The 22,872-nt window shown below is 59.6% G+C and carries 22 protein-coding genes and 2 pseudogenes; 6 read left to right on the top strand and 18 right to left on the bottom strand.

Going from position 1 to position 22,872, the window contains the following annotated elements; translation table 11 throughout:
* Position 1: 1 nt before the first annotated feature.
* Positions 2-910, top strand: coding sequence for an N-acetylglucosamine kinase (locus FHT86_RS03880; RefSeq protein ID WP_133705612.1), 909 nt, complete (start codon positions 2-4; stop codon positions 908-910).
* A 62-nt stretch (positions 911-972) separates the two neighbouring features.
* Here the strand turns inward: FHT86_RS03880 and FHT86_RS03875 are convergent, their stop codons facing one another.
* The 7 genes from FHT86_RS03875 to FHT86_RS03845 form a co-directional block, all read right to left on the bottom strand.
* Positions 973-2,334, bottom strand: coding sequence for an NAD-dependent succinate-semialdehyde dehydrogenase (locus tag FHT86_RS03875; RefSeq protein WP_133705611.1), 1,362 nt, complete (start codon positions 2,332-2,334; stop codon positions 973-975).
* A 47-nt stretch (positions 2,335-2,381) separates the two neighbouring features.
* Positions 2,382-3,038, bottom strand: coding sequence for a DUF2182 domain-containing protein (locus FHT86_RS03870; RefSeq protein ID WP_133705610.1), 657 nt, complete (start codon positions 3,036-3,038; stop codon positions 2,382-2,384).
* A gap of 65 nt (positions 3,039-3,103) precedes the next feature.
* On the bottom strand, positions 3,104-5,074 hold the full coding sequence (locus FHT86_RS03865; RefSeq protein WP_133705609.1) for a primary-amine oxidase: 1,971 nt from the start codon (positions 5,072-5,074) through the stop codon (positions 3,104-3,106).
* Positions 5,075-5,141: 67 nt separating this feature from the next.
* Positions 5,142-6,179 carry an extracellular solute-binding protein gene (locus FHT86_RS03860; RefSeq protein WP_208116632.1) on the bottom strand — a complete coding sequence of 346 codons (1,038 nt, stop codon included), beginning with the start codon at positions 6,177-6,179 and terminating at the stop codon, positions 5,142-5,144.
* 20 nt (positions 6,180-6,199) lie between these two features.
* Positions 6,200-7,006 (bottom strand): ABC transporter permease, encoded by an 807-nt coding sequence (locus FHT86_RS03855; protein ID WP_133705608.1) that lies wholly within the window; start codon positions 7,004-7,006, stop codon positions 6,200-6,202.
* Positions 7,003-7,872, bottom strand: a complete 870-nt coding sequence (locus tag FHT86_RS03850; RefSeq protein WP_133705607.1) for an ABC transporter permease — start codon at positions 7,870-7,872, stop codon at positions 7,003-7,005. Before FHT86_RS03850 ends, FHT86_RS03855 begins: the two co-directional genes overlap by 4 nt.
* Positions 7,873-7,884: 12 nt before the next feature.
* Complete coding sequence (locus FHT86_RS03845) at positions 7,885-8,886, bottom strand: ABC transporter ATP-binding protein (RefSeq protein WP_133705606.1); 1,002 nt, start codon at positions 8,884-8,886, stop codon at positions 7,885-7,887.
* Between the two features lie 507 nt (positions 8,887-9,393).
* Here FHT86_RS03845 and FHT86_RS03840 point away from each other — a divergent pair.
* Positions 9,394-10,689, top strand: a complete 1,296-nt coding sequence (locus tag FHT86_RS03840; protein ID WP_133705605.1) for an ROK family transcriptional regulator — start codon at positions 9,394-9,396, stop codon at positions 10,687-10,689.
* Between the two features lie 118 nt (positions 10,690-10,807).
* Here the strand turns inward: FHT86_RS03840 and FHT86_RS03835 are convergent, their stop codons facing one another.
* The 3 genes from FHT86_RS03835 to FHT86_RS37745 all read right to left on the bottom strand — a co-directional run bounded on the left by FHT86_RS03835 (position 10,808) and on the right by FHT86_RS37745 (position 12,500).
* Positions 10,808-11,302 carry a pyridoxamine 5'-phosphate oxidase family protein gene (locus FHT86_RS03835; protein WP_133705604.1) on the bottom strand — a complete coding sequence of 165 codons (495 nt, stop codon included), beginning with the start codon at positions 11,300-11,302 and terminating at the stop codon, positions 10,808-10,810.
* A 209-nt stretch (positions 11,303-11,511) separates the two neighbouring features.
* Positions 11,512-11,775 (bottom strand): flavodoxin, encoded by a 264-nt coding sequence (locus tag FHT86_RS37750; RefSeq protein ID WP_133705603.1) that lies wholly within the window; start codon positions 11,773-11,775, stop codon positions 11,512-11,514.
* 14 nt (positions 11,776-11,789) lie between these two features.
* The gene (locus FHT86_RS37745) at positions 11,790-12,500 is read right to left on the bottom strand and encodes a zinc-dependent alcohol dehydrogenase family protein (protein ID WP_133705602.1); all 711 of its coding nucleotides are present in this window, start codon (positions 12,498-12,500) and stop codon (positions 11,790-11,792) included.
* A gap of 121 nt (positions 12,501-12,621) precedes the next feature.
* Between FHT86_RS37745 and FHT86_RS03820 the strand changes: the two genes are divergently transcribed.
* Positions 12,622-13,476, top strand: a complete 855-nt coding sequence (locus tag FHT86_RS03820; protein ID WP_246779369.1) for a LysR family transcriptional regulator — start codon at positions 12,622-12,624, stop codon at positions 13,474-13,476.
* 100 nt (positions 13,477-13,576) lie between these two features.
* Here FHT86_RS03820 and FHT86_RS03815 read toward each other — a convergent pair whose 3' ends face one another.
* Both FHT86_RS03815 and FHT86_RS03810 read right to left on the bottom strand, forming a co-directional pair.
* Complete coding sequence (locus FHT86_RS03815; protein WP_133705601.1) at positions 13,577-15,031, bottom strand: amidase family protein; 1,455 nt, start codon at positions 15,029-15,031, stop codon at positions 13,577-13,579.
* Between the two features lie 153 nt (positions 15,032-15,184).
* The gene (locus tag FHT86_RS03810) at positions 15,185-15,466 is read right to left on the bottom strand and encodes a hypothetical protein (RefSeq protein WP_133705600.1); all 282 of its coding nucleotides are present in this window, start codon (positions 15,464-15,466) and stop codon (positions 15,185-15,187) included.
* A gap of 293 nt (positions 15,467-15,759) precedes the next feature.
* On the opposite strand from FHT86_RS03810, the pseudogene FHT86_RS03805 reads away from it, so the two are divergent.
* Together FHT86_RS03805 and FHT86_RS03800 are read left to right on the top strand one after the other, a co-directional pair.
* Positions 15,760-16,200, top strand: a pseudogene (locus FHT86_RS03805) (YcbK family protein); the annotation flags it as partial.
* A gap of 661 nt (positions 16,201-16,861) precedes the next feature.
* Positions 16,862-17,269, top strand: coding sequence for a transketolase-like TK C-terminal-containing protein (locus tag FHT86_RS03800; protein ID WP_246779444.1), 408 nt, complete (start codon positions 16,862-16,864; stop codon positions 17,267-17,269).
* Positions 17,270-17,376: 107 nt separating this feature from the next.
* Here FHT86_RS03800 and FHT86_RS37740 read toward each other — a convergent pair.
* A pseudogene (locus FHT86_RS37740) lies at positions 17,377-17,559 on the bottom strand (aldo/keto reductase); the annotation flags it as partial.
* Positions 17,560-18,547: 988 nt separating this feature from the next.
* Between FHT86_RS37740 and FHT86_RS03790 the strand changes: the two are divergent.
* Positions 18,548-18,706 carry a hypothetical protein gene (locus tag FHT86_RS03790; protein WP_166656738.1) on the top strand — a complete coding sequence of 53 codons (159 nt, stop codon included), beginning with the start codon at positions 18,548-18,550 and terminating at the stop codon, positions 18,704-18,706.
* A gap of 11 nt (positions 18,707-18,717) precedes the next feature.
* Here the strand turns inward: FHT86_RS03790 and FHT86_RS03785 are convergent, their stop codons facing one another.
* From FHT86_RS03785 to FHT86_RS03765, 5 genes are all read right to left on the bottom strand, one after another.
* A complete protein-coding gene (locus FHT86_RS03785) occupies positions 18,718-19,062 on the bottom strand; it encodes a carboxymuconolactone decarboxylase family protein (protein WP_133705598.1) in 345 nt (114 codons plus the stop codon).
* A 33-nt stretch (positions 19,063-19,095) separates the two neighbouring features.
* Positions 19,096-19,743, bottom strand: a complete 648-nt coding sequence (locus FHT86_RS03780) for an HD domain-containing protein (RefSeq protein WP_133705597.1) — start codon at positions 19,741-19,743, stop codon at positions 19,096-19,098.
* Between the two features lie 3 nt (positions 19,744-19,746).
* Positions 19,747-20,715, bottom strand: a complete 969-nt coding sequence (locus FHT86_RS03775; protein ID WP_133705596.1) for an MBL fold metallo-hydrolase — start codon at positions 20,713-20,715, stop codon at positions 19,747-19,749.
* Positions 20,716-20,764: 49 nt separating this feature from the next.
* Positions 20,765-21,586 carry an alpha/beta fold hydrolase gene (locus FHT86_RS03770; RefSeq protein ID WP_133705595.1) on the bottom strand — a complete coding sequence of 274 codons (822 nt, stop codon included), beginning with the start codon at positions 21,584-21,586 and terminating at the stop codon, positions 20,765-20,767.
* Positions 21,587-21,764: 178 nt separating this feature from the next.
* The gene (locus FHT86_RS03765) at positions 21,765-22,724 is read right to left on the bottom strand and encodes a helix-turn-helix domain-containing protein (RefSeq protein WP_133705594.1); all 960 of its coding nucleotides are present in this window, start codon (positions 22,722-22,724) and stop codon (positions 21,765-21,767) included.
* Between the last annotated feature and the right edge of the window lie 148 nt (positions 22,725-22,872).

Raw genomic sequence — 22,872 nt, 5'->3', positions numbered from 1 at the left:
GATGAGCAAAAGCGAATGCCTCGTTGCGCTTGATGTCGGCGGAACCAAGACGCACCTGGTCGTCGAGACGCTGAACGGGGAACGCATCCTCGACACGGTGATCTCGAGCCAGGATTGGGATGCGGAGCCTGCATCGCACGGCGCCGCCTGGCTGGCGGCACGCCTGAAGGCCAATCTGCCCGCCGGTATTTCGATAGCATCGATAGCCTTCGGTGCGCAGGGCATCAATAATCCTGATACCGGACGTGACCTCGAAGCGGCACTGCTTGAGCGCGGTTATCGTGTTCGTGCCGTCAACGATGCGGCGCTCATCGTACCGGCTGCCGGATTCAAGCAGGGCATCGGGGTCATTGCCGGAACAGGTGCGATCGCCGTTGGAACCAATGCGTCAGGGCAGCCGATGTCTGCAGGGGGCTGGGGATGCGTGATTGGCGACGAAGGCGGCGCGGCAGCGCTAGTGCGCGAAGCGGCGCGCGCCGCGCTCAAGGCAAACGACGAAGGCAAGCCGGACGACGGATTGCTGGCCGCCCTGATTGCGGACTTCAGAGTCGAGGATGCAGAACGGCTGACCCGGAAGGTCAATGACTATCCGACGGCCGAGAACTGGGCGCCACACTGCGCGGCGGTCTTCGATGCTGCGGATCGTGGGTCGCGCCTTGCCGCAGATGTCATCTCAGAGGGTGCCGGCCATCTTGCCGCCCTTGTCGGCCAGCTCAGAAATCGCGGCGCAGCCGGCAGCGACGTGGTCGTTGCGGGCAGCGTGATCGTCAAGCAGACCCGGCTGCTCGATGCGTTCAAGGTTGCGCTTGGCTGGCACCATCCGCAGCTTGCGGTCCATGTTCTCAGCGTTTCGCCGGTGGAGGGTGCGCTGTTTCTTGCGCGCGCAGCACTCACCGCCGCAAACGAATAACGAAACGAGAATGTTGAAGATCAGAGGCCAGCCGGATGATCCCGCTGGCCTCTTCGTTTTATTCAGGCGCCTTTCCAGACGAGCTTGGCGTTTGCGAGCTCCCGAGCGCCGAGCCCACCAAGCTCGCGGCCGAACCCTGAACCCTTGACGCCGCCGAATGGGGCGCGTGGATCGGAGCGTACGAAGTCGTTGATGAAGACGGCACCGGCTTCGATGCGCGAGGCGACGCGTTCGGCGCGCTCAGGGTTAGTGCTCCAGACCGCAGCGCCGAGGCCATATTCGGTGTCGTTCGCCAAGGCGACCGCCTCGTCTTCGTCCTTGAAGGTGAAGAGCATTGCGACAGGTCCGAAAAACTCCTCACGCGCGACTGCAGCCTCGCGCGGTAATCCCGCAATGACGGTCGGCTCGTAGAAGTAGCCGGGCCCGGCAATCTGCTTGCCGCCGGTCAGGACACGCGCTCCGGCTTTTACCGCGTCGTCCACCTGCCGCTGGACATTGTCGCGGATATCCGCGCGGGCCAGCGGACCGAGTTTCGTCTCGGCCTTCATCGGATCGCCGACCGGGATGCGTTTGACTGCATCGACGAAGGCGGCGGTGAAGCGTTCGGCAATCGGCGCGTGAACAAAAATCCGCTTGGCGGCGATGCAGCTTTGCGCATTGTTCGAATAGCGCGAGACTACGGCCATCTGCACTGCCTTGTCGAAATCGGCATCGTCGAACACGACGAACGGATCCGAACCGCCAAGTTCCAGTACCACCTTCTTGCCGAGCGAACCCGCCTGCTCTGCGACCGCCCTGCCCGCTGCCGTGCTGCCGGTGACGGTGACGGCCGCGATGCGCGGATCCGCGATCACGGCCGGAGCGCGTTTGCGATCGATTACGAGATTGGAATAAAGCCCGTCGGGCGCACCGGCGTCGAGGATGAGCTTCTCGATTGCCGCTGCCGATCCCTGAACCGTTTCGGCATGCTTGACGATGACGGTGTTGCCGATGAGGGCGGCCGGTATGAAGAAGCGCAGGACCTGCCAGAAGGGAAGGTTCCACGGCATGACACCGAAGATCGGGCCGATCGACTGATAGACGATCTTCGCCGGTGTGCCGGGGATCAGCTCGTCGGCGACGTAGGCCAGGCCGTCGCCAGCGAAATGCCGGGCGCCGAAGGCCGATTTCTTGATCTCGCCCTGAGCCTCGGCGAAAGGCTTGCCCATCTCGGAAACGCTCAGTGCCGCATATTCATCGACACGCGTTTCGAGAAGGTCCGCAAGGCGGTTCAGAAACGCCGCGCGTTCGGAAAGTGGCCGCGCCGACCATTGCTTCCAGGCATCATGGGACCGCTGAAGGATCTGTTCGACCTCGCTGTCGGTGTGCTCTTCGTAGCTGGCGATCAATCGACCGTCGGTCGGATTGTAGGAAAGGAAGCCCATCTAAATCTCCTCTTGTTTAGCAGGCAGGCATTGAAGTCAAAGAAACGTCAGCCGCTTTCTTGCAGCAGGGAAAAACTGGCGGCGAAGCAGAGCGTCAGGCCGCTCAGCACCGCAAATTCGCGCCGCCACGGGACGAAGCTCTCTAACGCCATCCACCCGGCAATCGCCGCCATCCAGAGCACGTTCGTGACGCCTCCGGCGAACTGCAGCAGAACCATGGCGATGCAGCAGGCGGCGTGGCAGAGCGCTTGCCTACCCATCCAAAGGCGGGTGCGAATCAGTATCAAGGCAGCGGCCGCGAGCATGGCGGGCGCAAAGAGCGGGGCTTCGAACCGCCCGTCTCCATCGACCAAACCCAGTGGCTGGAGCAACCATTCGCCGAGCGCCCCAGTCACTGCCGCGGCAAAAAGCATTGCAACCGAAGGAGCGGCTGTCCTGGCGCTCCGGAAAGACGACGCGCGGTTCAATCTGCGCGACAGGAGGGCCGCAGGTGCCGCCATCGCGACCATCATTCCCAACCAGGAGAGGACGAGCCCTCCCAAATCCAGAGGACCAGCGACGGCTGCACCGTCTGACCGACAGATGGCATCGCGGATTGCCGGCGGCGCACAATAAAGGGCGAGCCAGGCCGCAAGACCAAGCGCCAGCATGCCGCAATCGCCAGCAACGCCGCTGATATCCCGTCTTGTCATTGCCAGGGCCATGCGCTTGTCCAAAGCTTCATCATCAAAGGACCGGCGGCGGGATGCCGCCGGTCGTTCCGCCGCAATCAGCAGCAGCTTCCCTTGTCTTGTCCCGCCAGCACACTCGCCTTGTTGACGACGGGCGGCAGATTGTTTGAGGGATTGACCTCGAAGAAGCCGGCCGGCGCCAGCGAGAAGCCGCAGGAAATGCAGGGCTGTACTGGAAAGTCCTCCGCCCGGACGACATGGTGCAGGCCAAATGAGTGCCAGAGCACGATGTCGGTGTTTTCGACGTTCCGGTCCTGCTTGACGAGCTCGGCCAAACCATCGCTGCCGTCCGAATTGGCGACGAACTCGCCCGCCGGATAGCGTTCGTTCTCGTTGAACGGCGTGACCCAGATGTGATTGCGGATGAAATTGGAGCGGATGCCGGAAGGGCCGTCTTCCTGGATCATCGGCGTGACGCAGTTCGGTGTATGAAGCTTATAGGCGACAGGCTTGTCGACGTGGTTCAGCCTGTTCGGATTGATGACCTTCCAGCTGCGATGGGTGGCAAGATCGGCCCGGCGCGCTGCCTGAAGCTCGGTTTTCAGCACCGTGTCGACGGCGTGGAAGGCGTTGCCGTACGGATTGCTGTCGCTATAGGGTTCCATGTAGGAGTTGGTTTCGACGACGCTGTTGCCGCTGCCATCTACCGCCATGTCGAGGCGGGCACAGAAGATGTGCTGGTGGATTGGGGCGCCAAGCCCGGGCTGGATTTCCGTCGAATATTTGTCCGGCTTCCCCGGGTGGCAGGCATTGGTATTGACGATGCCGGTCGCCTTCATCTCGAATTCGATCTCGCCGGCCTGATCGAGATACCAGTATTGGGCATATTCATAGTTGCCGACCGTGCAAATGCTGGAAATGACCAACTTGCGTCCGCGGTGCAGCACCGTTCGTCCGGTGCGGAAATCCCAGTGTTTCCAGAGGATGCCTGCGTCTTCCTCATGGATGCAGACAGCCTTCTCGATAGTCACCACCTCGCCTTGCAGTCCGTTAACATGGGCGTCGAGATACTGGATCTGGCCGAGGCAATCGCAGCCGAGGCGAAGCGAGTTGGTGAGCTTGCCGAAGCCGTATTCCCCGACATCGAAGATGTTCTGCCGGGCGTGGCCGTAGAGCGGCGATCCATAGGGAACGACGAGTTCGGCCACGGCAGCACGACGCACGACCGAACGGCCGTCATAGCGGATATCGTGGAGAACAAGGCCCTCGCGCGGCGTAAAGCCGATGGCGAGCGTCCACTTGTCCCAGGAGATCGCGTGGTCCTTGATCGTGAAGCTCACACCATCCGGCTGAACGACGTCGAGCGGCTTCAAGGGCGCGTCCGGCGGCGGCAGGAAGTCCGGATCGTAGTCGTATCGCGTCATCGGGATGGGCGGATGATCGGGATAATCGTCGACGCGCAGCACCTCGCCGGTCTTTACGTCGATGACCGCATTCAGCCCTTCGATCGGATGGGCATAGTAGTTGCCGAACTCATGGACGCGCAGCCAGGAGAAGGTGTGGGAAATCAGCCTGCCCTCCTCGTCCTCGTGGCTGAAATTGCCGCCCGACCAAGAATCGACGATGACGCCGGTCATTTCCGTGATGCCGCGCTTGCGGCAGGCTTCGATAAAGCGCGGATCGTTCTTGACGTTGACTTCGACGCTCAGCATCTGCTCGACCATGAAGCCTGCGCGTGCCGTCGGGAAATGCTTGCGGCGGATGATCGTCTTGTCGGCTATCGAAACAATGAGCTGCCAGACGCCGTGGACCTCAAGATGGTTGACGTTGACGCGCGCCTCGCGCGGCAGCGAAATGCCTTCCAGGTGGGCGCGGTATTCGGCGGGTGTGGGTTCGCGCAGATCGATGTTTTCGAACAGAACGCCGGGGCCGAGTTCCAGATCCGCCTTCACGGTCGCAACGACGGTATTGATCTCGTCCGGCGTCAATGGCTTGAGTGCCTGCAAATGTTCCGGGGGCGCAGGTGCGGCAGCGGGTTTCAACGTGGCGGGTTTAACAGCTTCATTCATGGTTCTGTCCTCGGATTCATGGCCTGAAAGCTGCACGCCTCAGGCCGTCTTGCGCTTGATTGGCGGATCACTGGCGGAGCGACGTCCAGATGCGGTCATAGGCTCGGGTTGCCTTCTCTTCGCAGGCAGGCGCAAAGACGATCTTCAGATCCTTCGGCGGATTGAACTCCGGCGACTCGCCCGTCTCCTTCGGCAGGAACTTGTCGGAGCCGGTGACGGCGCTCTGGTAACCGGTCGATTTCTGCTGGAGGGCGATGTTTTCCGGGTCCATCAGGAAGTTCAGAAACTTTTTGGCATTCTCCAGATCAGGGGCGCCTTTCGGGACCGCGACGTTGTCCATCCAGCCGACGACGCCTTCCTTGGGGAAAACGTATTTGACCGTCGGCTTCTGTAGGCGCGAGGCAAGCGCCTTTCCCGACCACTGTTCGTGCATCACGGTTTCGCCTGACACCTGCCGTTCGGTCGTGCCATCGGAATTGTAGACCTTCACGAAGGGCTTCTGTGCTTCGAGCAGGGCGTTCAATGCCTTGAGGTCGGCCGGGTTGCTGTTGCACTGGTCCTTGCCGAGGTAAAGCAGAGCGAGCGACATGACTTCCGACGGCGAGCCGAACATGCCGATCTTGCCCTTGAGGTCGTCGGAAGGCTCAAACAGCGCCTTGAGGCTGTCGGTTGGGCCCTTATAGACGGCGGTGTCGACCGAATAGGATGTCGTCCCCCAAACCCACGGCACGGTATATTCCGCCTTCGGATCCCACGAGCGTTTCTGCCACTTCGGATCGAGGTTCTTGAAGTTCGGCATGGAAGCCACGTCGACCTTCTCGAACAATCCCTGCTTCACGAAGATCGGCACGAAGTCGTTGCTGATGATCATAACGTCGTAGCCGGCCGCACCCGAGCTGATCTTTGCCAGCGCCGTCTCGTTGGAATCATAGGTGTCGATCGTCACCTTGATGCCGGTCTCAGCCTCGAACTTCTTGACCATTTCCTCGGAGGTATAGTCCGTCCAATTGTAGATGTGCAGAACACCCTCGCCCGCATGCGCGATGTTGGGGACGGCAATAGCAAGCAGGCTGGCCGTTGCCAGCATCCTCTTTGCGATATTCATGTTCACCCTCTTCATTTTGGTTATTCGTTGCCTTGGCTCTTTCGCCCGAGCAGCAGCGCGCCGGTGACGAGCACAAGCGAGATGCCGAGCAGGATCGTGGAAATGGCGTTGACCTCCGGCGTCACACCGAGGCGCATCATGCCGTAGACATAAACCGGCAAGGTGGTCGATCCGGCGCCCGAGACCATCAGGCTGATCAGAAAATCATCGAGAGAGACGACGAAGGCCATCAGGGCGCCGGCGAAGATCGCCGGCAGCAGCAGGGGAAACGTCACGCGCCGGAAAAGCTGCCATTCGCTGGCATAGAGATCCCGCGCCGCTTCTTCGAGATTGGTTCCCAAATCGCGCAGCCTTGCCTGGATGGGCAGCAGGGCGAAGGGAATACAGAAGACCGTATGGGCGATCATCAGGTTGAAGAGCCCGTTGGTCATGCCGAGGGCCGAAAAGAAGATCAGCGTCATGATCGCGACGATGATTTCCGGAACAATGAGGGGGAGCGCGATCAGTGCTGTCACCGTGCTGCGCCCTCCCTTCAGGTCACCGCGCTCAAGGGCTATGGCCCCGGCCGTCGCGATCACTGTGGAGGCGATTGTCGCGGCTATGGCGATGACGATGCTGTTGAAGGCTGCGCGCCGGATATCCTCGTTGGCGGCCACTTCCGCAAACCAGCGGAAGCTGAAGCCGGACCAGACGGTCACCAGCTGATTGGCGTTGAAGGCGTAGACGACGAGGATCACCAGCGGCAGGTAGAGAAAGGCGAGTATGGCCGCCGTAAAGGCACCAAGACCCGGCGTGTAGCGCCAGTCGAAGGGCCGCCGCGCGCTCATAGCCGTGCCTCCTCGGCTTTTGTCGAGCGCACGACGAAGATGAAAAGAACCGCGATCGTCACCAGGATCGAAAGTGCCGCGCCGAATGGCCAATTGCGCGACGAGGTAAACTGCATCTGCACCAGACTGCCGATCAGCAGCTTCTTGCCGCCGCCGAGAAGATCCGGCGCGAGAAAAGAGCCGAGCGACGGCGCAAAGACGAGGCTAGCGCCGACCAGGGCACCGGGCTTTGCAAGCGGCCAGATCACGCGCCGGAAGACAGCGCTGCGGTTCGCGTAAAGATCATAGGCCGCCTCGATCAACCTCGGATCGATCCGCTCCAGCGTCGAATAGATCGGCAGGACCATGAAGGGCAGGAAGGTATAGACGAGCCCAAGCAGGATGGAGGCGTCGTTGTAGAGCAGCGGCAAGGGCGTCGAGATCACACCAGCAGCCTTGAGAAGGCCGTTCGCCAAGCCTTCGTCGCGCAGGATCAATACCCAGCAATAGGTTCTGATCAGCGTATTGATCCAAAATGGCAGCGTGACCAGAAAAAGCAGTGTGCGACGCCGGTTTTCGCCCTGGCAGACCAGATACCATGCGACCGGAAAGCCGAGGATCATGCAAATCGCCGTCGTCAGGCCCGCGAGATAGATCGACCGCAGGATGATGATCACATAGCTCCACGAGAAGAGCAGCGTGTCGTCGAAGTCTCGCTGGAAGAGAAACTGGACATATGCGTCCAGCGTCAGCGGCATGTCCACGCCGCCATAGGGATTGGCCGTCATGAAGGAATAGGCGACGGCCACCAGAAGCGGCACGACCATGAAAATGCCGATGACCAGGACGGCGGGTGCGGCGAGCGTTAGCGTGCGGTGTGCATTCATCCGCCCCTCCCGCTAGTTCGCCAGATGCCGTTCGGCATCACTCGGCCAATCGAGCACTACGGCCTGCCCGGCATCGAGACCGGCGACCGACTGCCGGCAGCGGCTGCGCAGCCGATCGCCATTTTCGAGCACGATTTCGTAAAGCGTATCGAGGCCGAGATAGGTCACCGAGGTGACCGTTCCTCTGATCCTTCCGGGAAATCCGTTTGTCGGCGCCGAGAGTGCGATCCTCTCCGGCCGCACGGCAACGAGGATATCGCTGCTGCGACCGACCATCGCGCCCGGCAGGACATTGGATTCGCCGATGAAATCGGCAACGAAGCGGCTCTTCGGATTGTCGTAGATTTCGCGCGGTTCGCCGGTCTGCAATACGCGGCCCGCCGACATCACGGCGATATGGTCGGACATGGCGAGCGCCTCTTCCTGGTCATGCGTGACCAGAATGAACGTGATGCCGGTTTCCCGCTGCAGTCGCTTCAGCTCGCTCTGCATCTCCTTGCGCAGCTTCAGGTCAAGGGCGCTCAGCGGCTCATCCAGCAACAGCACCTTCGGGCGAGGCGCCAAGGCGCGAGCCAGCGCAACGCGCTGCTGCTGACCGCCGGAGAGCTGACGCGGCAATCGCGAGGCCAAGCTTTCCAAACGCACGAGCCGCAACGCCTCGGAAACGCGGGCTTCCCGCTCCAGCCTTGCCACCTTCTGCATCTGCAGCCCGAAAGCGACGTTCTCGGCGACCGTCATGTGCGGGAACAGCGCGTAACTCTGAAAAACCGTATTCACCGGTCGCCTCTGCGGCGGCAGGTAGGAGGAGTCAGCCCCTTCAATCCTCACCGTGCCGGAGCTTGGAAGCTCGAAACCAGCTATAATTCGCAAAAGTGTTGTTTTACCACATCCTGACGGCCCAAGCAGTGTGAAGAACTCGCGATCGCGGATCTGCATGCTCACACCGTCCAGAGCCGTAAACGTTCCGGCCCCCTTCGTCGGGAACGATTTTGAGACATTCTCGATGCTGATCATCGCTCGCAACGTGGCCTCTCAATGCCGATAAATAACTATTTAGTTAATAGCTAGCAGCGGCGAATCTGCATTGTCAAGTTGAACATCCCAATTTTATTTTTTGCCGCATTCCGCCGTGATGATGAATCAGATTAGAAACAAGATTTATTTATCTTATTGTTATTATTTGATTATATCGTCTCATGTAAAAACAGGCCCTCCACTTTCACATCGGCAAAATACAACCATAGATAATCCATCAGCCGTTTCGCCGGGAAACACTGGTTAAGTCGCGGACAGCGGTGATGAAGCAGGCTTTACCTGCGTCTACGGGCAGTCTTCATTGATTTCATCCTAGTTTTACGTTCACCCTCATTACGCTGGGAGCGCGGTGCTGGCGGCCGGTTATGTCCGGCTCTTTCGCGACCCCAGAGACACTGGCAGGCACGCTGCTCGCATGATTGCCGCAGAAAAGATAACACAACACTTTTTAATTAAAAGACTTTTGATAAAGGCGATCACAATGGTATGAATAAACGCATGAATCTCCGCCTCGACCGTGAAGGCGTGCTGCCTGGCACGAACCTCCTTCAAACCCGCACGCTCAACCGCCGGGCCGTCTTTGACGCCGTACGGCGCAGCGGCCCGATCACGCGTACCGAACTGGCGCAGACGATAGGCCTGACGGTCCAGGCTATCTCCAACATCGCGGCAGAACTTGAAGAGGCGGGCCTCATCCGGCAGCAGGGCAAGCGCGCGGGCCAGCGTGGCCAGCCCGCCGTAGAATTGTCGCTCAACCCGAGCGGCGGCTACACGATAGGCCTCAGCCTCGCCTATCAGCACGTCACCGGCCTGCTTGTCGATCTGACCGGCGCCGTGGTGGCGAGCGAAACCCATAGCCTCAAGGAACGCGCCCCGGCGACGACCGCCGATGTTCTTGGCGACATCGCATCCCGGCTGCTTGTTGCCGGGCACGTGCGGCGCGAAGACATATGGGGTGTCGGCTGCAGCGTACCGGGCACGGTCGAAAATGGCACCTTCTGGTACGACAAGGTACAGGAGGGCGACGAGTGGACGAAATTCCCGCTGACGGCGCGCCTCGAGGAACTGACGGGGATCAAGACATTCGTCGAAAACGATGCGACCGTTGCGGCCATCGGCGAACGGCTCTACGGGATCGGCCGCGCCGTCCGCTCGTTCTTCTATCTGCACTTCAACCTCGGCATCGGCGGTGGCCTGGTGCTGGACGGACACCACTATAGAGGCGCGTTCGGCGGCGCCGGCGAAATCGGCCACCTGATCGTGAAGCCTGGCGGGCGGCTCTGCGCCTGCGGCAGCCGGGGATGCCTTGAGCAATATGTCTCCTTCTACGCAGCCGCGGAAACGATCTGCGGTCCGACGCGTACGCCCGATGAGGTTTCGGCTGAAGAGCTGGTGGAGCGCCTGCTCGATGACGATCCCCGACTCACGACCTGGCTGCGAGAGGCTGCGCAATATCTGCGCATCGCCATCCGCAACATCGAGGCGATGTTCGACCCCGACACCGTCGTCATCGGCGGCGGTCTGCCGGCGGAACTGCTCGAGCGCCTCATCGATGCGACGTCGCCGCTACTGCCGGCAATGATCCATCGGCATGCCAATACCCTGCCCCGCCTGATGCGGGCGGAGCACAGCTCGGAGCTTCCAGCCCTCGGCGCCGCGGCGCTGCCGATCGCCATCGCGCTGCAGCCCAATGTCTCGGGCGCCAGTACAAACGCCGCAAGCTTGGCCGGAACCGACAATCCTGCGCTCGTCGCCCTTGGTATAGATTTGTCTCGCCGCTGAACGCGTCGTCGGCCCGTCTGCCTGCCAATTTTGCCGACAGCGAAGGTGAGCTATGAGCGCGACCGTTGGTAAAATTGCGCTCATGACTGTGGCCGAACAATAACTGTCGAGCCTCGGGCTACATATGAACCTTGGCATTGTCACCCATGTCGGGCTTGGCGCTCGTCAGGGCGGCCGCAGCCATTTTGATATAGCTGACAACCGTGCCTGGGCTATCCCAATACTCAGCGAAGGAAGGCGTGACCTTCAATACTCTGATCGACGGGTCTTCAGGGCCGTCCCACCATGCCTTCGCGGGGGTCGCCCAGAGTTCCCTAATCATCTCTCGATCGTTTTGCACCTCAGCCGTACCTGATACGGAAACATATTTCTGGCCCTTGCTGTCGCCGAAAGCCAAGCAGACCTTCGGATGCTGTGCAATCTCGTCGTCCTTATGGCTTGTAACGTCCGTGAGAAAATAGAAAGCATTTTCCAGTCGTTCGGCGTAGGCGGACATTGGGCGGGCACGGAGGTCTGTGCCTGTCTGAGTGGTGAGCATGCAAAAACCGATCTTGTCGGCCAAGTCCCACACTTTCTGAATGTCGTGTTCAAAGTCGGGCATCGTCTTCTCCATTTGGCTTTGTGAGAAGAACCGCCGCGCCGGTCCAATGTTCCAAACCGGACCCCGCAGGTGGAGAAAATCGCAGGGCGGAGCCTGCTGCTCAAGTCGTGATCGTCGGGAGACGTCCGCGTGGCCTTGATGTCGTATGCTGCCTCCTTCTTCCGCGTTCTGCCGATCACTGGAGTTCCGCGTGTCCTCCTTCGAGGGTCTTTCGAAGGCACCTAGCCGCCCAACCAGCCTCTAACCTGTTCGAGCGTTCTCCGTTCCTGATCCGCTTCCATCGAGAAAACCGGCTTCAATTCGGCGCGAGGCGCGAGAGATGTCAAGATATCGACGCTGTTGCCAAGCCCATATCCGCCATGGGTAATGAAAGGATACATCGCCTTGGCTGACAGGTCGTAGGCCTGAACGAACGAGCGGATCACCGGCGGCGCGGTCATCCCCCAGATCGGAAACCCAAGATAGATCGCATCGTATTGGCGCATGTCCGGGATGGACGTTACGAGAGGCAGGAGGTAGCCAGCCGCTGTCTCGCGGCTGGCCTAGGCCACGCCTCCTCGTAGTCCTCCGGGTACGGGACTGCGGGATTGATCTCGAACAGAGCGGCACATTTCGCTCTCCGGATCTGGTCGGCGATCACCCGCGTGTTCCCGTCCGCGAGAAGTACGCAACCAGCGACGACGAAGATGGAAACTCCACCTGTGCCAAGCGTCAACACCGCTTGACCTGCCTGAAGTGGCTTTAGTCCGTACAGGCTGTTCCACGCTGTGACCGCGGCGATCGGCAACGTGGCGGCTTCCTCGAACGAGAGGTGTTCAGGGATCGCGACGACCCCCTCTTCGTTCAGCACGACAGTCTCCGCCAGCATCCCATCACGCGCTCCACTCAACATATGATGGAACGCATCGACAGGCTGGGCGCCGCCGATCCAGTTCTGATTGAAGTTGCCGGCGACCCGGTCGCCGACCATCCACTTTGTCACGCCTTCGCCGACTGCCATGATCTCGCCTGCGCCGTCTGAAGCAGCGATTACCCGAGAGTCCCGCACGGGAAATCCGTAGGTGCTATCTGCGAGAAGGACGTCGCGGAAATTCAGCGACACGGCGTGGACGCGTATCGCCACCTGGCCGCGCCCGGCCTGGGGAACCTCGCGGTCGACGAGACGCCAGCTATCGAGTCCTGTCCGTTCACCAATTTCAATTGTTCGCATGTCGTCATCCTTTCCAATTTCCTTTGAAAAGGGATAGTCGGCGACCACCGTAGAGACAATTTTGACAAATTTGACTTCGTGTTGAATGAAATTCAACATGAGATATCGGATAAATGACCTATTGGCTTTCGTTTCTGTCGCCTCTCAGCTCAGCTTCCAGCGCGCGGCTATCGAACGGGGAGTGACGCGCTCGGCGCTCAGCCATTCCATCAAGGGGCTTGAGGAAGACCTGGGCGTTCGACTTTTGAACCGCCATACAAGAGCTGTGTCTCTGACCGAACCTGGGCATCAGCTTTTCCAGAGGCTGAATCCAGCATTCAACGAAATTGCGAGCGCAGTTGACGACCTCAATCGTTTCCGGGATTCGCCATCCGGTTCGCTGCGTCTCACGGCGCCGCGCGCCGTCGCGCAAACTATCCTGAGTCCTGTGATCGCCAGGCTGACCGCCGAAAATCCTGGGCTTTCAATCGATCTCTCTTCTGATGATCGGCTCGTCGATATCGTCGCCGAGGGCTTTGATGCCGGAATACGCTTCGGCAAGAGCCTGCAACCGGACATGATCGCCGCTCGCATGACATCGGTCTTCAGTTTCGCCGTTGTTGGAATGCCCGAATACCTGAGTGTTCGCGGTATTCCACGAGCTCCAAAGGACCTGCTGGAACACCAGTGCATCCGCTACCGGCTGCCTAGCGGAGTTATATTTCCGTGGGACTTCGCAATGGGCGACGAACACGTGAGCGTGTCCATTAACGGGCCGATTACTTTGGACGACCAAAGCTTGATGATTGAAACGGCACTGGCCGGAGGTGGGCTGGCTTTGGTGTTCGCGAACCTCGCAGACGACCACATTAAGAATGGCCGTCTGGTAAGGTGTCTTTCAGACTGGGAGTGCTCGCTTGGTCAGCTTTATCTTTATTACAGCAGCCGGCGACACGTATCGTCGGCTCTCAGGGTGCTGATTGATAGCCTCACGTAAAGACCTCGCCGGTCGTTCGGCGGCCAATATTTCATGGAAGCTCGACAACACCCCTACGCGGTCCGCCCGGAGGCTGGATGATCGATCGCTTGAAGCGCGATCAGACGACGCCGTAGGGAGGCGCGATCACGTTCGCATACGAAGGAGCGAGACCGCCCTCGCCTGCCAGAACTCCGAGCCTTATGGCCGTGAGGTCCTCCATGAACGGACCGATGATCTGGACGCCGATCGGACGACCGCCGCGCGACGTGGCGAACGGGATCACCGTGGCAGGTAGGTCGGCGGACTTCGCCACCGACGCCCATACGATCAGGTCGTCGTTTTTGACGTCGACGCCATCGATCTTCACGGTACCCGCGTCCACTTCCTCGTGGGTAAGACCAGTGATCGGCGCTGCAGGACAGATGACTGCGTCATAGGCCCGGAAGACGTCCTTCCACTGCCACCGGAGCCCGATGCGCCTTTCCTGGGAATCCAGCCATTCGGAATGCGAGAAGACGGCCCCGCGGAGAAAGTTGCCCCGCATGTCCGGCTCCCGTCCCAGTTTGCCGTCGAGCGCCGACAGCTTGGCCCGCGTCGCGTCGTCCTGACCGGTGCTCAGCGCGGCTCCGAGGAGCCGCATGTAGTTTTCGGTCGACGCATCCAGCGGGGGCACGATGGACGCACCGTCGACGACCTTCGCGCCGGCTGACGCAAGCCTCCGCCCGAACTCAACAACCGCAGAGGAGACTTCGTCGTCGGTCGGAACGAGAGGATGGCTGTCGAGAACGAGGACGCGGTAGTCTCGCAGCGCCTCGTGGCGCGGGAATGCAAGCCTTCCCTTGAGCGAAGGCAACAGATCGTCGTCAGGGCCTGAGATCACGTCGAGGGCCAGCGCGAGATCGCGTGCCGACCGTGCAATCGGACCCGGCGTGGACATATCGAAAGGCGCGACGCGGCCAAATAAACTGTGTCCCCGCTGCGGGACCAGTCCGAGCGAGGGGCTGTGGCCGAACAGACCACAGAACGAAGCCGGATGGCGTATGGACCCGCTGAGGTCGGAGCCAATGTCCAGGTAGCTGAATCCGGCCCGCACGGCGACTGCGGAGCCCGAAGACGACCCGCCGGGAGACAGATGGGCGCCCAGCGGGCTGAGCGTACGACCGTAGACTTCGTTCGACGATCCCAGACCATCGAGAAACGTCGGCACGTTGGTCTTGCCGAGTACGATCCCGCCCTCATCTTCGAGGCGCCGCACCGCGATGGCACTGGATGCCGGAACGTTGCCTGACATAGAGGTCACGCCCCAGCTCGTAGGCAGTCCGGAAACGTCGAAGGATTCCTTTATGGTGGTCGGCAGGCCAAGAAGGCGTCCGCCCTCGCCGGACGTTCGCCGGTTTTCCGCGATCCTGGCGGCCTCCCTTGCCCGGTCGAAATCCTTGACGACGACCGCGTTGATGCTGGGATCGTTCACTTCAATCTTCGAGATCGCAGCTTCAACGAGTTCGGTGACCGAGATTTCCCGGTCATGGATCATCTGAACTGCAGTAGTCGCGTCAACGTCTGGGAGCGTCATCTCATTGCCTTCGGTTCTTCGCCCGAAATGACCAGCGGATCATTTCAATGCGGAATTGATCGCAGTTAGGCTTATTCGTGGTTGTTGCCGAAATGCAAGCTGCTCAGCATGTCGAACATCGGTTTCACTGAGGCGTTCTTTCACATTCCGGCGCTAGCTCTGCCACCAGGATGTGTAGATCCGCCCGTCCCCGCCACATATGAACAGATCCAGATTGTTCCCGGCGCGCGCGATGGCCGTCGCTTTATGGCCGGCGGGGAAAACGCCGCCTATGTTGCGCCAGCGGTCGTCTAGGTTTCCCGGACCGCGCGAGGTCACGGCGATGGCGACCGCAGCCGGGAAGAATCCGCCGATCGGCGCCCAGTGGTCGTGAAGCCCGGACCATTCCTGGCCTTCGTACACCGTCACGACCGTGGCTGGCAGAGTATTTGCCATCGAAACATAGCAGGATGAGGTGAGAACAAGCGGACTAAATCAACGTTGCCAGTTTCTTGAAGTTCATTGTCACCCGCGCTGCGTTTTCACCTCCAGGAAGGAAGTAAACCCCTCCATACACATCGATAAGTGATGTGAATATCCATCAGTCTTTCAATTTCATCGTTTTTAATGATAATTGTGGAATAATTTTACTACTAATTTAGTATATTTTTGCCTGTAGATTTTTCTGGCCGGAAAACCATTTTCTTCGGGGTCGTAGAGCGCGGGAGGCTCGTCTCGGAGGTAGGTCAATGCAACGAACCTATTCGATCGCGTTTGTGATTCTGGTCGTTCTATTTTCCGCAGCAACGGGTAAGGCAGAACCCGTCCGCCGATACGCCATGGGCAATCGGCAAGAGGTGAGCGGATCGCACCAGGAGGCAAGCCGGTCCTACATGCTGCAGACGGTAGGCGTCCAGGCTAGCTGCTTTCCGGAGAAGCTGCGCAACATCCTCTCCCATATCGCAGCAGAAACTCATCGAGAGCCGATCGTCACCTCAGGCCTCAGGGCGCATGGCCGAACAGGCTCCCTACACCGGCGCTGCATGGCAGCCGACATCCGCGTGCCCGGCGCGTCCTATCGCGCCGTAATCGCAGCCGCGGTCAGCGCGCCTGACATCGGCGGCATCGGCACATACTGCAACGGCATCGTTCACGTCGATCTCGGTTCGAAGCGCTTCTGGAACTACTGCTCGCGCGGCCGGCGCTTCTTCCGTCCGGGTTCGCCGTTGATCGCTTCGGCGGAGGACGCGGCAGGCCGCTTGCGGTTCAAGTTGCGCCGAACCATAGCCAAAGCCACGCCGCCCATCAGGAAATCGACGACGAAATACACGACCATCACGACAAGTGTCAGCAAGGCCAAGGTGTCGGTCTTGGTCAGCAGCGTCGAGCTGGAAGCCAAAAGCGGCTCCGAGCGATAATTATTTTTAACCTAGGATGGGGCAAATTTCACTTCTGGCCATGTCGCACCAGATCGATTTTGTGATCTCGCTCAGAGGGTGTCAGGGCTTGTAGACCGAAGGCAACGGCGGAAACCCCGCGGATGACCTCAAGGCGATCAGCTCGGATATAGTTCAATGCATCTACGGCATTAAAGACCATCACAAGTGAAGGTAACCTCTCGAATCATTTGAGTTCGCTTGCATTTTACCGATCCGCTTAGGGCAGCGCGTTTTGGTATGACGAGCTGTTCCGTGGAGCAGATTGAGCAGAGTAAGTTTTCTAAGCCGCCTGGAAATTTAGTAGGGAAAGAGTTCCAAGACCTTTGCGAAGGTCGCTTGCGTTCCGATGCAACTTCGCGCCTTGCCGCCCGTCGATCGGGCTTGCTGCGATGATGGAGATCCAATCTTCGTGATGACGCACAATTCGATCGGGCTCGGCGAAGACGGGCCGACACATCAAACCGTCGAACATCTGAGTGCGCTGCGGGACATCCCGCGGCTGGCTGTCTACAGGCCGGGCGATCCGATCGAAACGACAGATTGCTGGGAAGCGATCTTGGACGGGCCGCGCGAAGCTGCTTTAATCGCGCAGTCGCGCCTGCCGCTCCTTCGGAAGGCACCGTCGGAAGAAAACCTTGGGGCCAAAGGTGCCTACGTGCTTCTGGAAGCCGAAGGGGGAGAACGGCTATTGACAATCTTCTCCACCGGCTCCGAACTGCATCTGGCGGTCGAAGCTCGTGCCGTCCTGCAGAAAGAAGGCGTCCGGACCGCCGTTATTTCGAAGGAATGGCGTCCGAGTGAGGTCGAACTCGTTCCTTAACTCTTGAACGAGTGATCGATATCGGCGCGGCAGGCGTCACGGACATAACGATTCCGGAATGCTAGTATGTCGTGTTTCAGGACGGGAACGGCGTTGAACGGCGAGTCGACGTCCTTGCGCGGGACGTCCAGGTTCTTCAGCGCCTGGCCGAGTAGCCTTTCGGATTCGCCGAACCAATAAACATCGGCGATATCGATGAAGTTGACGCCGGCTTCGAGCGAGCGCTCGACGATCTGGTCAGCTGCTTTGTGGTCCACACCCGCCATGGCGCCGCCGCTGCCTGCTTTGCTGATCTTCAGTTTGGTTTCATCTTGCGGTGGTAGCAAACCTCGCGCGAACAAGACGCCCCCCCCGGAAAATTGCTCGCGCAGCATGAGCCGTACCCGGTTCCCTGGCCCTACCTCCCTGCCACGAGGTAGGGCCATTTCATTCGGTTGCGTCTCCTTTTAAAGGGATAGATCCCCTTGCCTTACGGTAGGAGGCCGCTAGGTGCTTTACGCTGAGCAGCACTTGGGGAGATCAGTTGGCGTACGATTGGAGCGGCGTCAGGACGCGCCGGATAAAGGCCTTAAAGGTGGGGATTTCACTCGTGATCGCGGCTGCGGCTCTCGCAGGCCCGGCAATGGTGCTGCTTCGTTCGCATCACTGAAGCCTACCCGCCGTAGAGCGAAGAATTTCGTTTGGCCAATGAGATGTCCGTCAAATCTTCGGGTGTCGGCCCAGAACGACACAGCACTCAGTGGATATTAATCTCGCATTTCCGACGCGAGGACGCTTGCTCTGGCTTAACCCGGCAACGGGCGATTTATTGCACGCGCTGAAGCGGGGACACCTACGCGACGGCCGGGAGTCCCGGAGCAACCCTTGGTCGGGAACGTGGGACTCCCGTCATCAAGACTAGAGCTTCTCAGCCGCGGCAAAGAAGTCATCGATCTGCGCTTCATCGTGGATGAGCGCTTGCCGTAGATCTCCTTGCTGCACTCGATCCCGTCATCAAGCATCGGCAGTTCACGCCGGCAGAACAGCGCATTGAAGGCTGATCCGTAAAGCGCGGCCTTGATGGCATATTTTCCGAGGACGCGATCAGTCTAACCGCCGCCACGCGCGCCGCCAAAGAAGATTTCGCGGAACAGGCAATCAACGAGAGCTATCTGCGGTCCTTCCCGAGGAGCCCAGATAACCCTACGTATCAGATCCACCATGTTCTTCGAGCCATTGCTCTTCTGTTGCGGGCTTGGCGCTGACCACGAATCAAGGGCTCGATAAGGAGGGCGCCAATTGACGGCGCCCGTAATTCTCGACGACGGCAACGGCCCCTCCGGCGAGGACAGTTGGCCCTTCTCACGCAACGCTGCGATCGGGGACTCTACGAAATCCTTCAACTGGCTGCGCGTCACCTTCAATCCAAGTCCGCGCGCGATGGCGTTCATCGCCTAATCGGCTACGGCTTAGAGTTTCTTCACTGCAAAGGCATCCATCGCCCGAGCGGAGTAGACAAGAGCAGCTCCTGCATTGACGGAGATGGCTGTTCCCAGCGCCTCGATGATCTCTTCCTTCGTAGCTCCCGCCTTGATGGCGTTTTCGGTATGGACAACGATGCAACCGTCGCAGCGCACTGTGACGGCAACGGCGAGCGCTATCAGCTCTTGAACCTTTGGGCCCAGCAAACCGGTCTTGGTGGCGGCATTGCCGAGAGACTGATACCCCTTGACGATATCGGGGCTGACCTTTCCGATCTCACCGAGGCCGGCATAGACCTGCTTATGGTATTCGTTCCAATCCATCATAGTCATAAAATGATCTCCAACATGCATTGCGTTGCGGGCTTAACTTTCGAAGGGGGTGTCCATCAGCAAATCGACCAGCGATATCGGCTGGTACGCAGCTACGAAACGCGCGCCGAAGTCGCTTGCAAAGGTGCCGTAGGTGGTTTGCGGGGCGTTCGCGACGATGCAGCAGACGCATTCGGCAATCTGCTTCTTCATACCAAGGCGGGGATAGGCGCCGACAATGGCACGCATCTCGTCGGATGGAATCTTGTTGTAGAGCCGTCCGGCGAAATCCAGACCGATACCGGCTGTGCAGAGCGCCACTTCCGCCTCCTTGTAGAGCCCGATCGACGGCGTGGAGTTCAGTGCGACGCTGTCCCAGATCAACTGAGCCCGGCGATCGTCAAAGCCGGCTTCACGAACGAATTCTCGGGCAATGTCGGCGCCCTCCACCTCGAAGCGCCGCGGTCCCTTGAAATCCTTGGTCAAGGTGATGTCGTGCAGGAGCGTTCCGATGGCGACCACTTCACCATCATATTCGATGCCTTCCATCTCTCCGATCCTGACGGCAAAGAGCCAGGATCGGACGACATGGTTGAACATATAGGGTTCGGAGCACTCCCGTGCATAGTCGATGGCCTTGTCGATCAGTGGCGTGGAGGGAACCGAAATGCCGGCTAGCACTTGCATGGCGGGGGCGGTCATCACTTATACTCCTTCGTAAACCAGTTTCGTGAAAAAGCCGCCGTCGATGACGAACTGTCCCCATTTGGCGTCTAAGGAAGCCGAAGGCTTGGCAGCAACGATGTCATCGACCGACCGGCCCTGGCCTTTGAGGGTCGCGACCTTCTCCCTGATGGCGACGAGCATGTCGCGGAAATCCTGAAGCTGGGCGCGAGTACCGATCGGACCGTGCCCTGGGATGATGATGGTCTTGTCGGTCGCCAATATGAGGTTGGCCTCCGCCGCGCGGATGGAGCCGTCGATATTGCCGCCGGTCGAATAGTCGATGAAGGGATAGATGCCATTCCAGAAAGTATCACCGGTATGGAGAACGTCGGCTTCCTCGAAATAGACGGAGATATCCCCGTCGGTATGGGCTGGTCCGTAATATTTCAACGCTAGCGTTGAATCGTTGAGCCTCATCTCCTTGGAGTCGGTGAAAACTTCAGTCGGGATCGCTGCTGCGGCAACAGCCGGAAAATCGAACTTCCAGTCCTCGACGCGCTGGGCCGACGACAAGCGCTTGCGGGTGTTTTCGTGGGCGAGGATGACGCCGCCGGCGCCGTTGACCCATTCATTGCCGTCCGTGTGGTCGAAGTGCCAATGCGTGTTGACGAGATGCTTGATCGGTGCGGCGTCGATCGAGGCCAGCGCCGCTTTGATCTTCGGCTGCGACACGGAAATGCCGGCATCGACGAGCAGCTTGCCATCCGGGCCGGTCAGGACCGCCATGTTGCCGCCCGAGCCCTGAAGCGCGCTAACGCCGCGCCGCAGGGGGGTGACGCTGATCTCGGCGTTGGCTGCATCGGACTTGATGAAGAAGACGATCGCCCTCGCTTGCGCGAAAGCCTCGCTCGGCGTCAACCAGGTGCCGGTCGCGGCCATTGTTGCGGCGCCTGCGCAGCAGAGGCAGAAGCCTCGGCGAGACATCATGGCGGAATGAAATTTGGTCATGATCGAATGATCCTGTTTTGCAACGAGAACGGCGTGATGTTGCGATGGCTCAACCGCGGATGAAGGCAAGGAGGTCGTCGTTGACCCGGTTCTTCAGCGTCGTGCACATTCCGTGCGGAGCACCCTCGTAAATCTTGAGGGTCGCATCCTTGATCAGGGAGGAAGAAATCAGCGCTGAATCGCGGATAGGCACGATCTGATCGTCATCGCCGTGCAGGACGAATGTCGGCACGTCAAAGCGCTTGAGATCCTCCGTCAGGTCGGTTTCCGAGAAGGCTTTAATGCAGAAGTAGGATGCCGGAAATCCTGCGCTCATGCCCTGCATCCAAAATGCCTCGCGTACACCTTCAGAAACTGCCGCACCCGGTCGATTATAGCCGTAGAAGGGCATGCTCAGATCCTTCCAGAACTGCGAGCGATCGGCCTGGACTGCGGCACGCAATTGGTCGAAGGCTTCCATCGGCGTGCCTTCGGGGTTGGCCGACGTCTTCAACATCAAGGGCGGTACTGCACCGATCAACACGGCCTTGGCGACGCGGCCTGTGCCGTGTCGACCGATATAGCGAGCCACCTCGCCACCGCCGGTGGAGTGGCCGACATGCATCGCATCCTTCAGGTCGAGGGCGGAGACGAGTTCCGCGAGGTCGTCGGCATAGTGATCCATGTCGTTGCCGTGCCAAGGCTGGCTAGAGCGGCCATGACCCCGGCGATCATGCGCGATGCAGCGGTAGCCGTTCGAGACGAGGAAATACATCTGGTCCTCGAACGCATCAGCGCTCAAAGGCCAACCATGGCTGAAAACGATCGGCTGGCCCGTGCCCCAATCATTGTAAAAGATGTCTGTACCGTCGGAGGTCTTAAAATAGGACATGCTGAAATCTCCTGCGCACTATTTTCGATATGCGCGGAAGCTAGTGCATGGCCGAGCACAAATGCTTGTGCACACCCAGCCTGATTTGGCGATTTATGCGAAAACCGACTTTATTGACATCAGGTTCGAAGGCTGTGGCGGACGACGCAGCGAGGCCCGCACACGTTCAACTGGCAGGTTATTTTTCGCTCTCCCGGCAATGCTGGCGCCACTCGCGTGGCGACGTCGAGAAGCGCGCTCTGAACGCACGACTGAAATGGGCGAGATCGTTGAAGCCCCAGGAATAGGCAATCTCGCCGATCGATCGCCCGCGATGTACGGGCGATGCCAGCGCCCTACGACAATGTTCCAGCCGCAGGCCAAGGACATACTGACGGAACGACGTCTGTTCGTCTGCGAGCAGTGAATGGATGTATCGCGGCGAGATGCCGCTCGCCCGCGCCACCTCGTCGAGCGTGAGTTCGGCCCTGTTGAGATGAGCCTGAATGTAATTCTTGACGCGCAAGCGCATGAGCGTTCGGTGTCCAGACGGATTGCTTTGCTTGCGACCCAGTCGTTCGCCAATCGCCAGGGCGAGCACATCGAGCGCCTGGTTGGAAACATATTCGGTGATTTCGGGAGCCAGTCGCCCGGCCGCGCGCGACAGCCCCGCCAACATGTCGAAGGCAATGCCGGCCAGCGGCTCCTCCCGCCGCAAGGTGGTTGCCGTCAGGTCGCCGATCTCGCCGATACGGCTCGTCAGCATCTGCCGGGGCAGCGCCACCAGCGACTGCATGGAAGTGCCGACCTCCTCCTTGTAGGGCCTGTCGACGTCGATCAGCGCGAACTCGCCCGCCCCGATGACTGCCTCGCGGCCGTCTTGAAACACTGCGCAAGTCCCTTCGGATATCAACGGAATGATGACGAGATCGTCACTTCCCTGGGCGATATGCTGGCGCGTGCGGTTGACCGTATGTCTTCCGACTGTATTTTCGGCAAAGAGCATCGGGCCGACCCAGGTCTGATCAATCGAGGCATGGAAGGCCTCCGGCACATCTGACGTTATGTCCATCCTGAGATAAACGGACGCATATATATCCTGAAATCGGGCGAATTGACTGTCGTCCGTCGCCTCGTCCGTTCGGAACACCACCGCCATGATGTCGCGCCCTCATCGGTTAATGTGAATTCGTAACGTTACAATAAATTAGAGGGTATAGTTTCCGTGAGCGTTAATTTTGGACCGAAATCACCCAAGAGACAAGTTTTCGTTCCGATACGGTCAAATGGCTGCGGAGAAAACGTTG

Origin of the sequence: Rhizobium sp. BK313 (genome assembly GCF_014193655.1) — a bacterium.
Taxonomy (GTDB): domain Bacteria; phylum Pseudomonadota; class Alphaproteobacteria; order Rhizobiales; family Rhizobiaceae; genus Rhizobium.
The sequence above is the reverse complement of the archived record's forward strand: the minus strand, read 5'-3'. Positions and strand labels throughout refer to the sequence as shown.

Excerpts from the sequence above, each read along its gene's own strand:
- FHT86_RS03865 (WP_133705609.1), bottom strand. The coding sequence starts at position 5,074 with ATGAATGAAGCTGTTAAACCCGCCACGTTGAAACCCGCTGCCGCACCT.
- FHT86_RS03780 (WP_133705597.1), bottom strand. The coding sequence starts at position 19,743 with ATGACCGCCCCCGCCATGCAAGTGCTAGCCGGCATTTCGGTTCCCTCC.
- FHT86_RS03840 (WP_133705605.1), top strand. The coding sequence starts at position 9,394 with ATGAATAAACGCATGAATCTCCGCCTCGACCGTGAAGGCGTGCTGCCT.
- FHT86_RS37745 (WP_133705602.1), bottom strand. The coding sequence starts at position 12,500 with ATGCGAACAATTGAAATTGGTGAACGGACAGGACTCGATAGCTGGCGT.
- FHT86_RS03845 (WP_133705606.1), bottom strand. The coding sequence starts at position 8,886 with ATGATCAGCATCGAGAATGTCTCAAAATCGTTCCCGACGAAGGGGGCC.
- FHT86_RS03765 (WP_133705594.1), bottom strand. The coding sequence starts at position 22,724 with ATGGCGGTGGTGTTCCGAACGGACGAGGCGACGGACGACAGTCAATTC.
- FHT86_RS03775 (WP_133705596.1), bottom strand. The coding sequence starts at position 20,715 with ATGACCAAATTTCATTCCGCCATGATGTCTCGCCGAGGCTTCTGCCTC.
- FHT86_RS03860 (WP_208116632.1), bottom strand. The coding sequence starts at position 6,179 with ATGAATATCGCAAAGAGGATGCTGGCAACGGCCAGCCTGCTTGCTATT.
- FHT86_RS37750 (WP_133705603.1), bottom strand. The coding sequence starts at position 11,775 with ATGCGCCAATACGATGCGATCTATCTTGGGTTTCCGATCTGGGGGATG.
- FHT86_RS03850 (WP_133705607.1), bottom strand. The coding sequence starts at position 7,872 with ATGAATGCACACCGCACGCTAACGCTCGCCGCACCCGCCGTCCTGGTC.
- FHT86_RS03770 (WP_133705595.1), bottom strand. The coding sequence starts at position 21,586 with ATGTCCTATTTTAAGACCTCCGACGGTACAGACATCTTTTACAATGAT.
- FHT86_RS03835 (WP_133705604.1), bottom strand. The coding sequence starts at position 11,302 with ATGGAGAAGACGATGCCCGACTTTGAACACGACATTCAGAAAGTGTGG.
- FHT86_RS03810 (WP_133705600.1), bottom strand. The coding sequence starts at position 15,466 with ATGGCAAATACTCTGCCAGCCACGGTCGTGACGGTGTACGAAGGCCAG.
- FHT86_RS03785 (WP_133705598.1), bottom strand. The coding sequence starts at position 19,062 with ATGACTATGATGGATTGGAACGAATACCATAAGCAGGTCTATGCCGGC.
- FHT86_RS03875 (WP_133705611.1), bottom strand. The coding sequence starts at position 2,334 with ATGGGCTTCCTTTCCTACAATCCGACCGACGGTCGATTGATCGCCAGC.
- FHT86_RS03880 (WP_133705612.1), top strand. The coding sequence starts at position 2 with ATGAGCAAAAGCGAATGCCTCGTTGCGCTTGATGTCGGCGGAACCAAG.
- FHT86_RS03870 (WP_133705610.1), bottom strand. The coding sequence starts at position 3,038 with ATGGCCCTGGCAATGACAAGACGGGATATCAGCGGCGTTGCTGGCGAT.
- FHT86_RS03855 (WP_133705608.1), bottom strand. The coding sequence starts at position 7,006 with ATGAGCGCGCGGCGGCCCTTCGACTGGCGCTACACGCCGGGTCTTGGT.
- FHT86_RS03800 (WP_246779444.1), top strand. The coding sequence starts at position 16,862 with ATGACGCACAATTCGATCGGGCTCGGCGAAGACGGGCCGACACATCAA.
- FHT86_RS03815 (WP_133705601.1), bottom strand. The coding sequence starts at position 15,031 with ATGACGCTCCCAGACGTTGACGCGACTACTGCAGTTCAGATGATCCAT.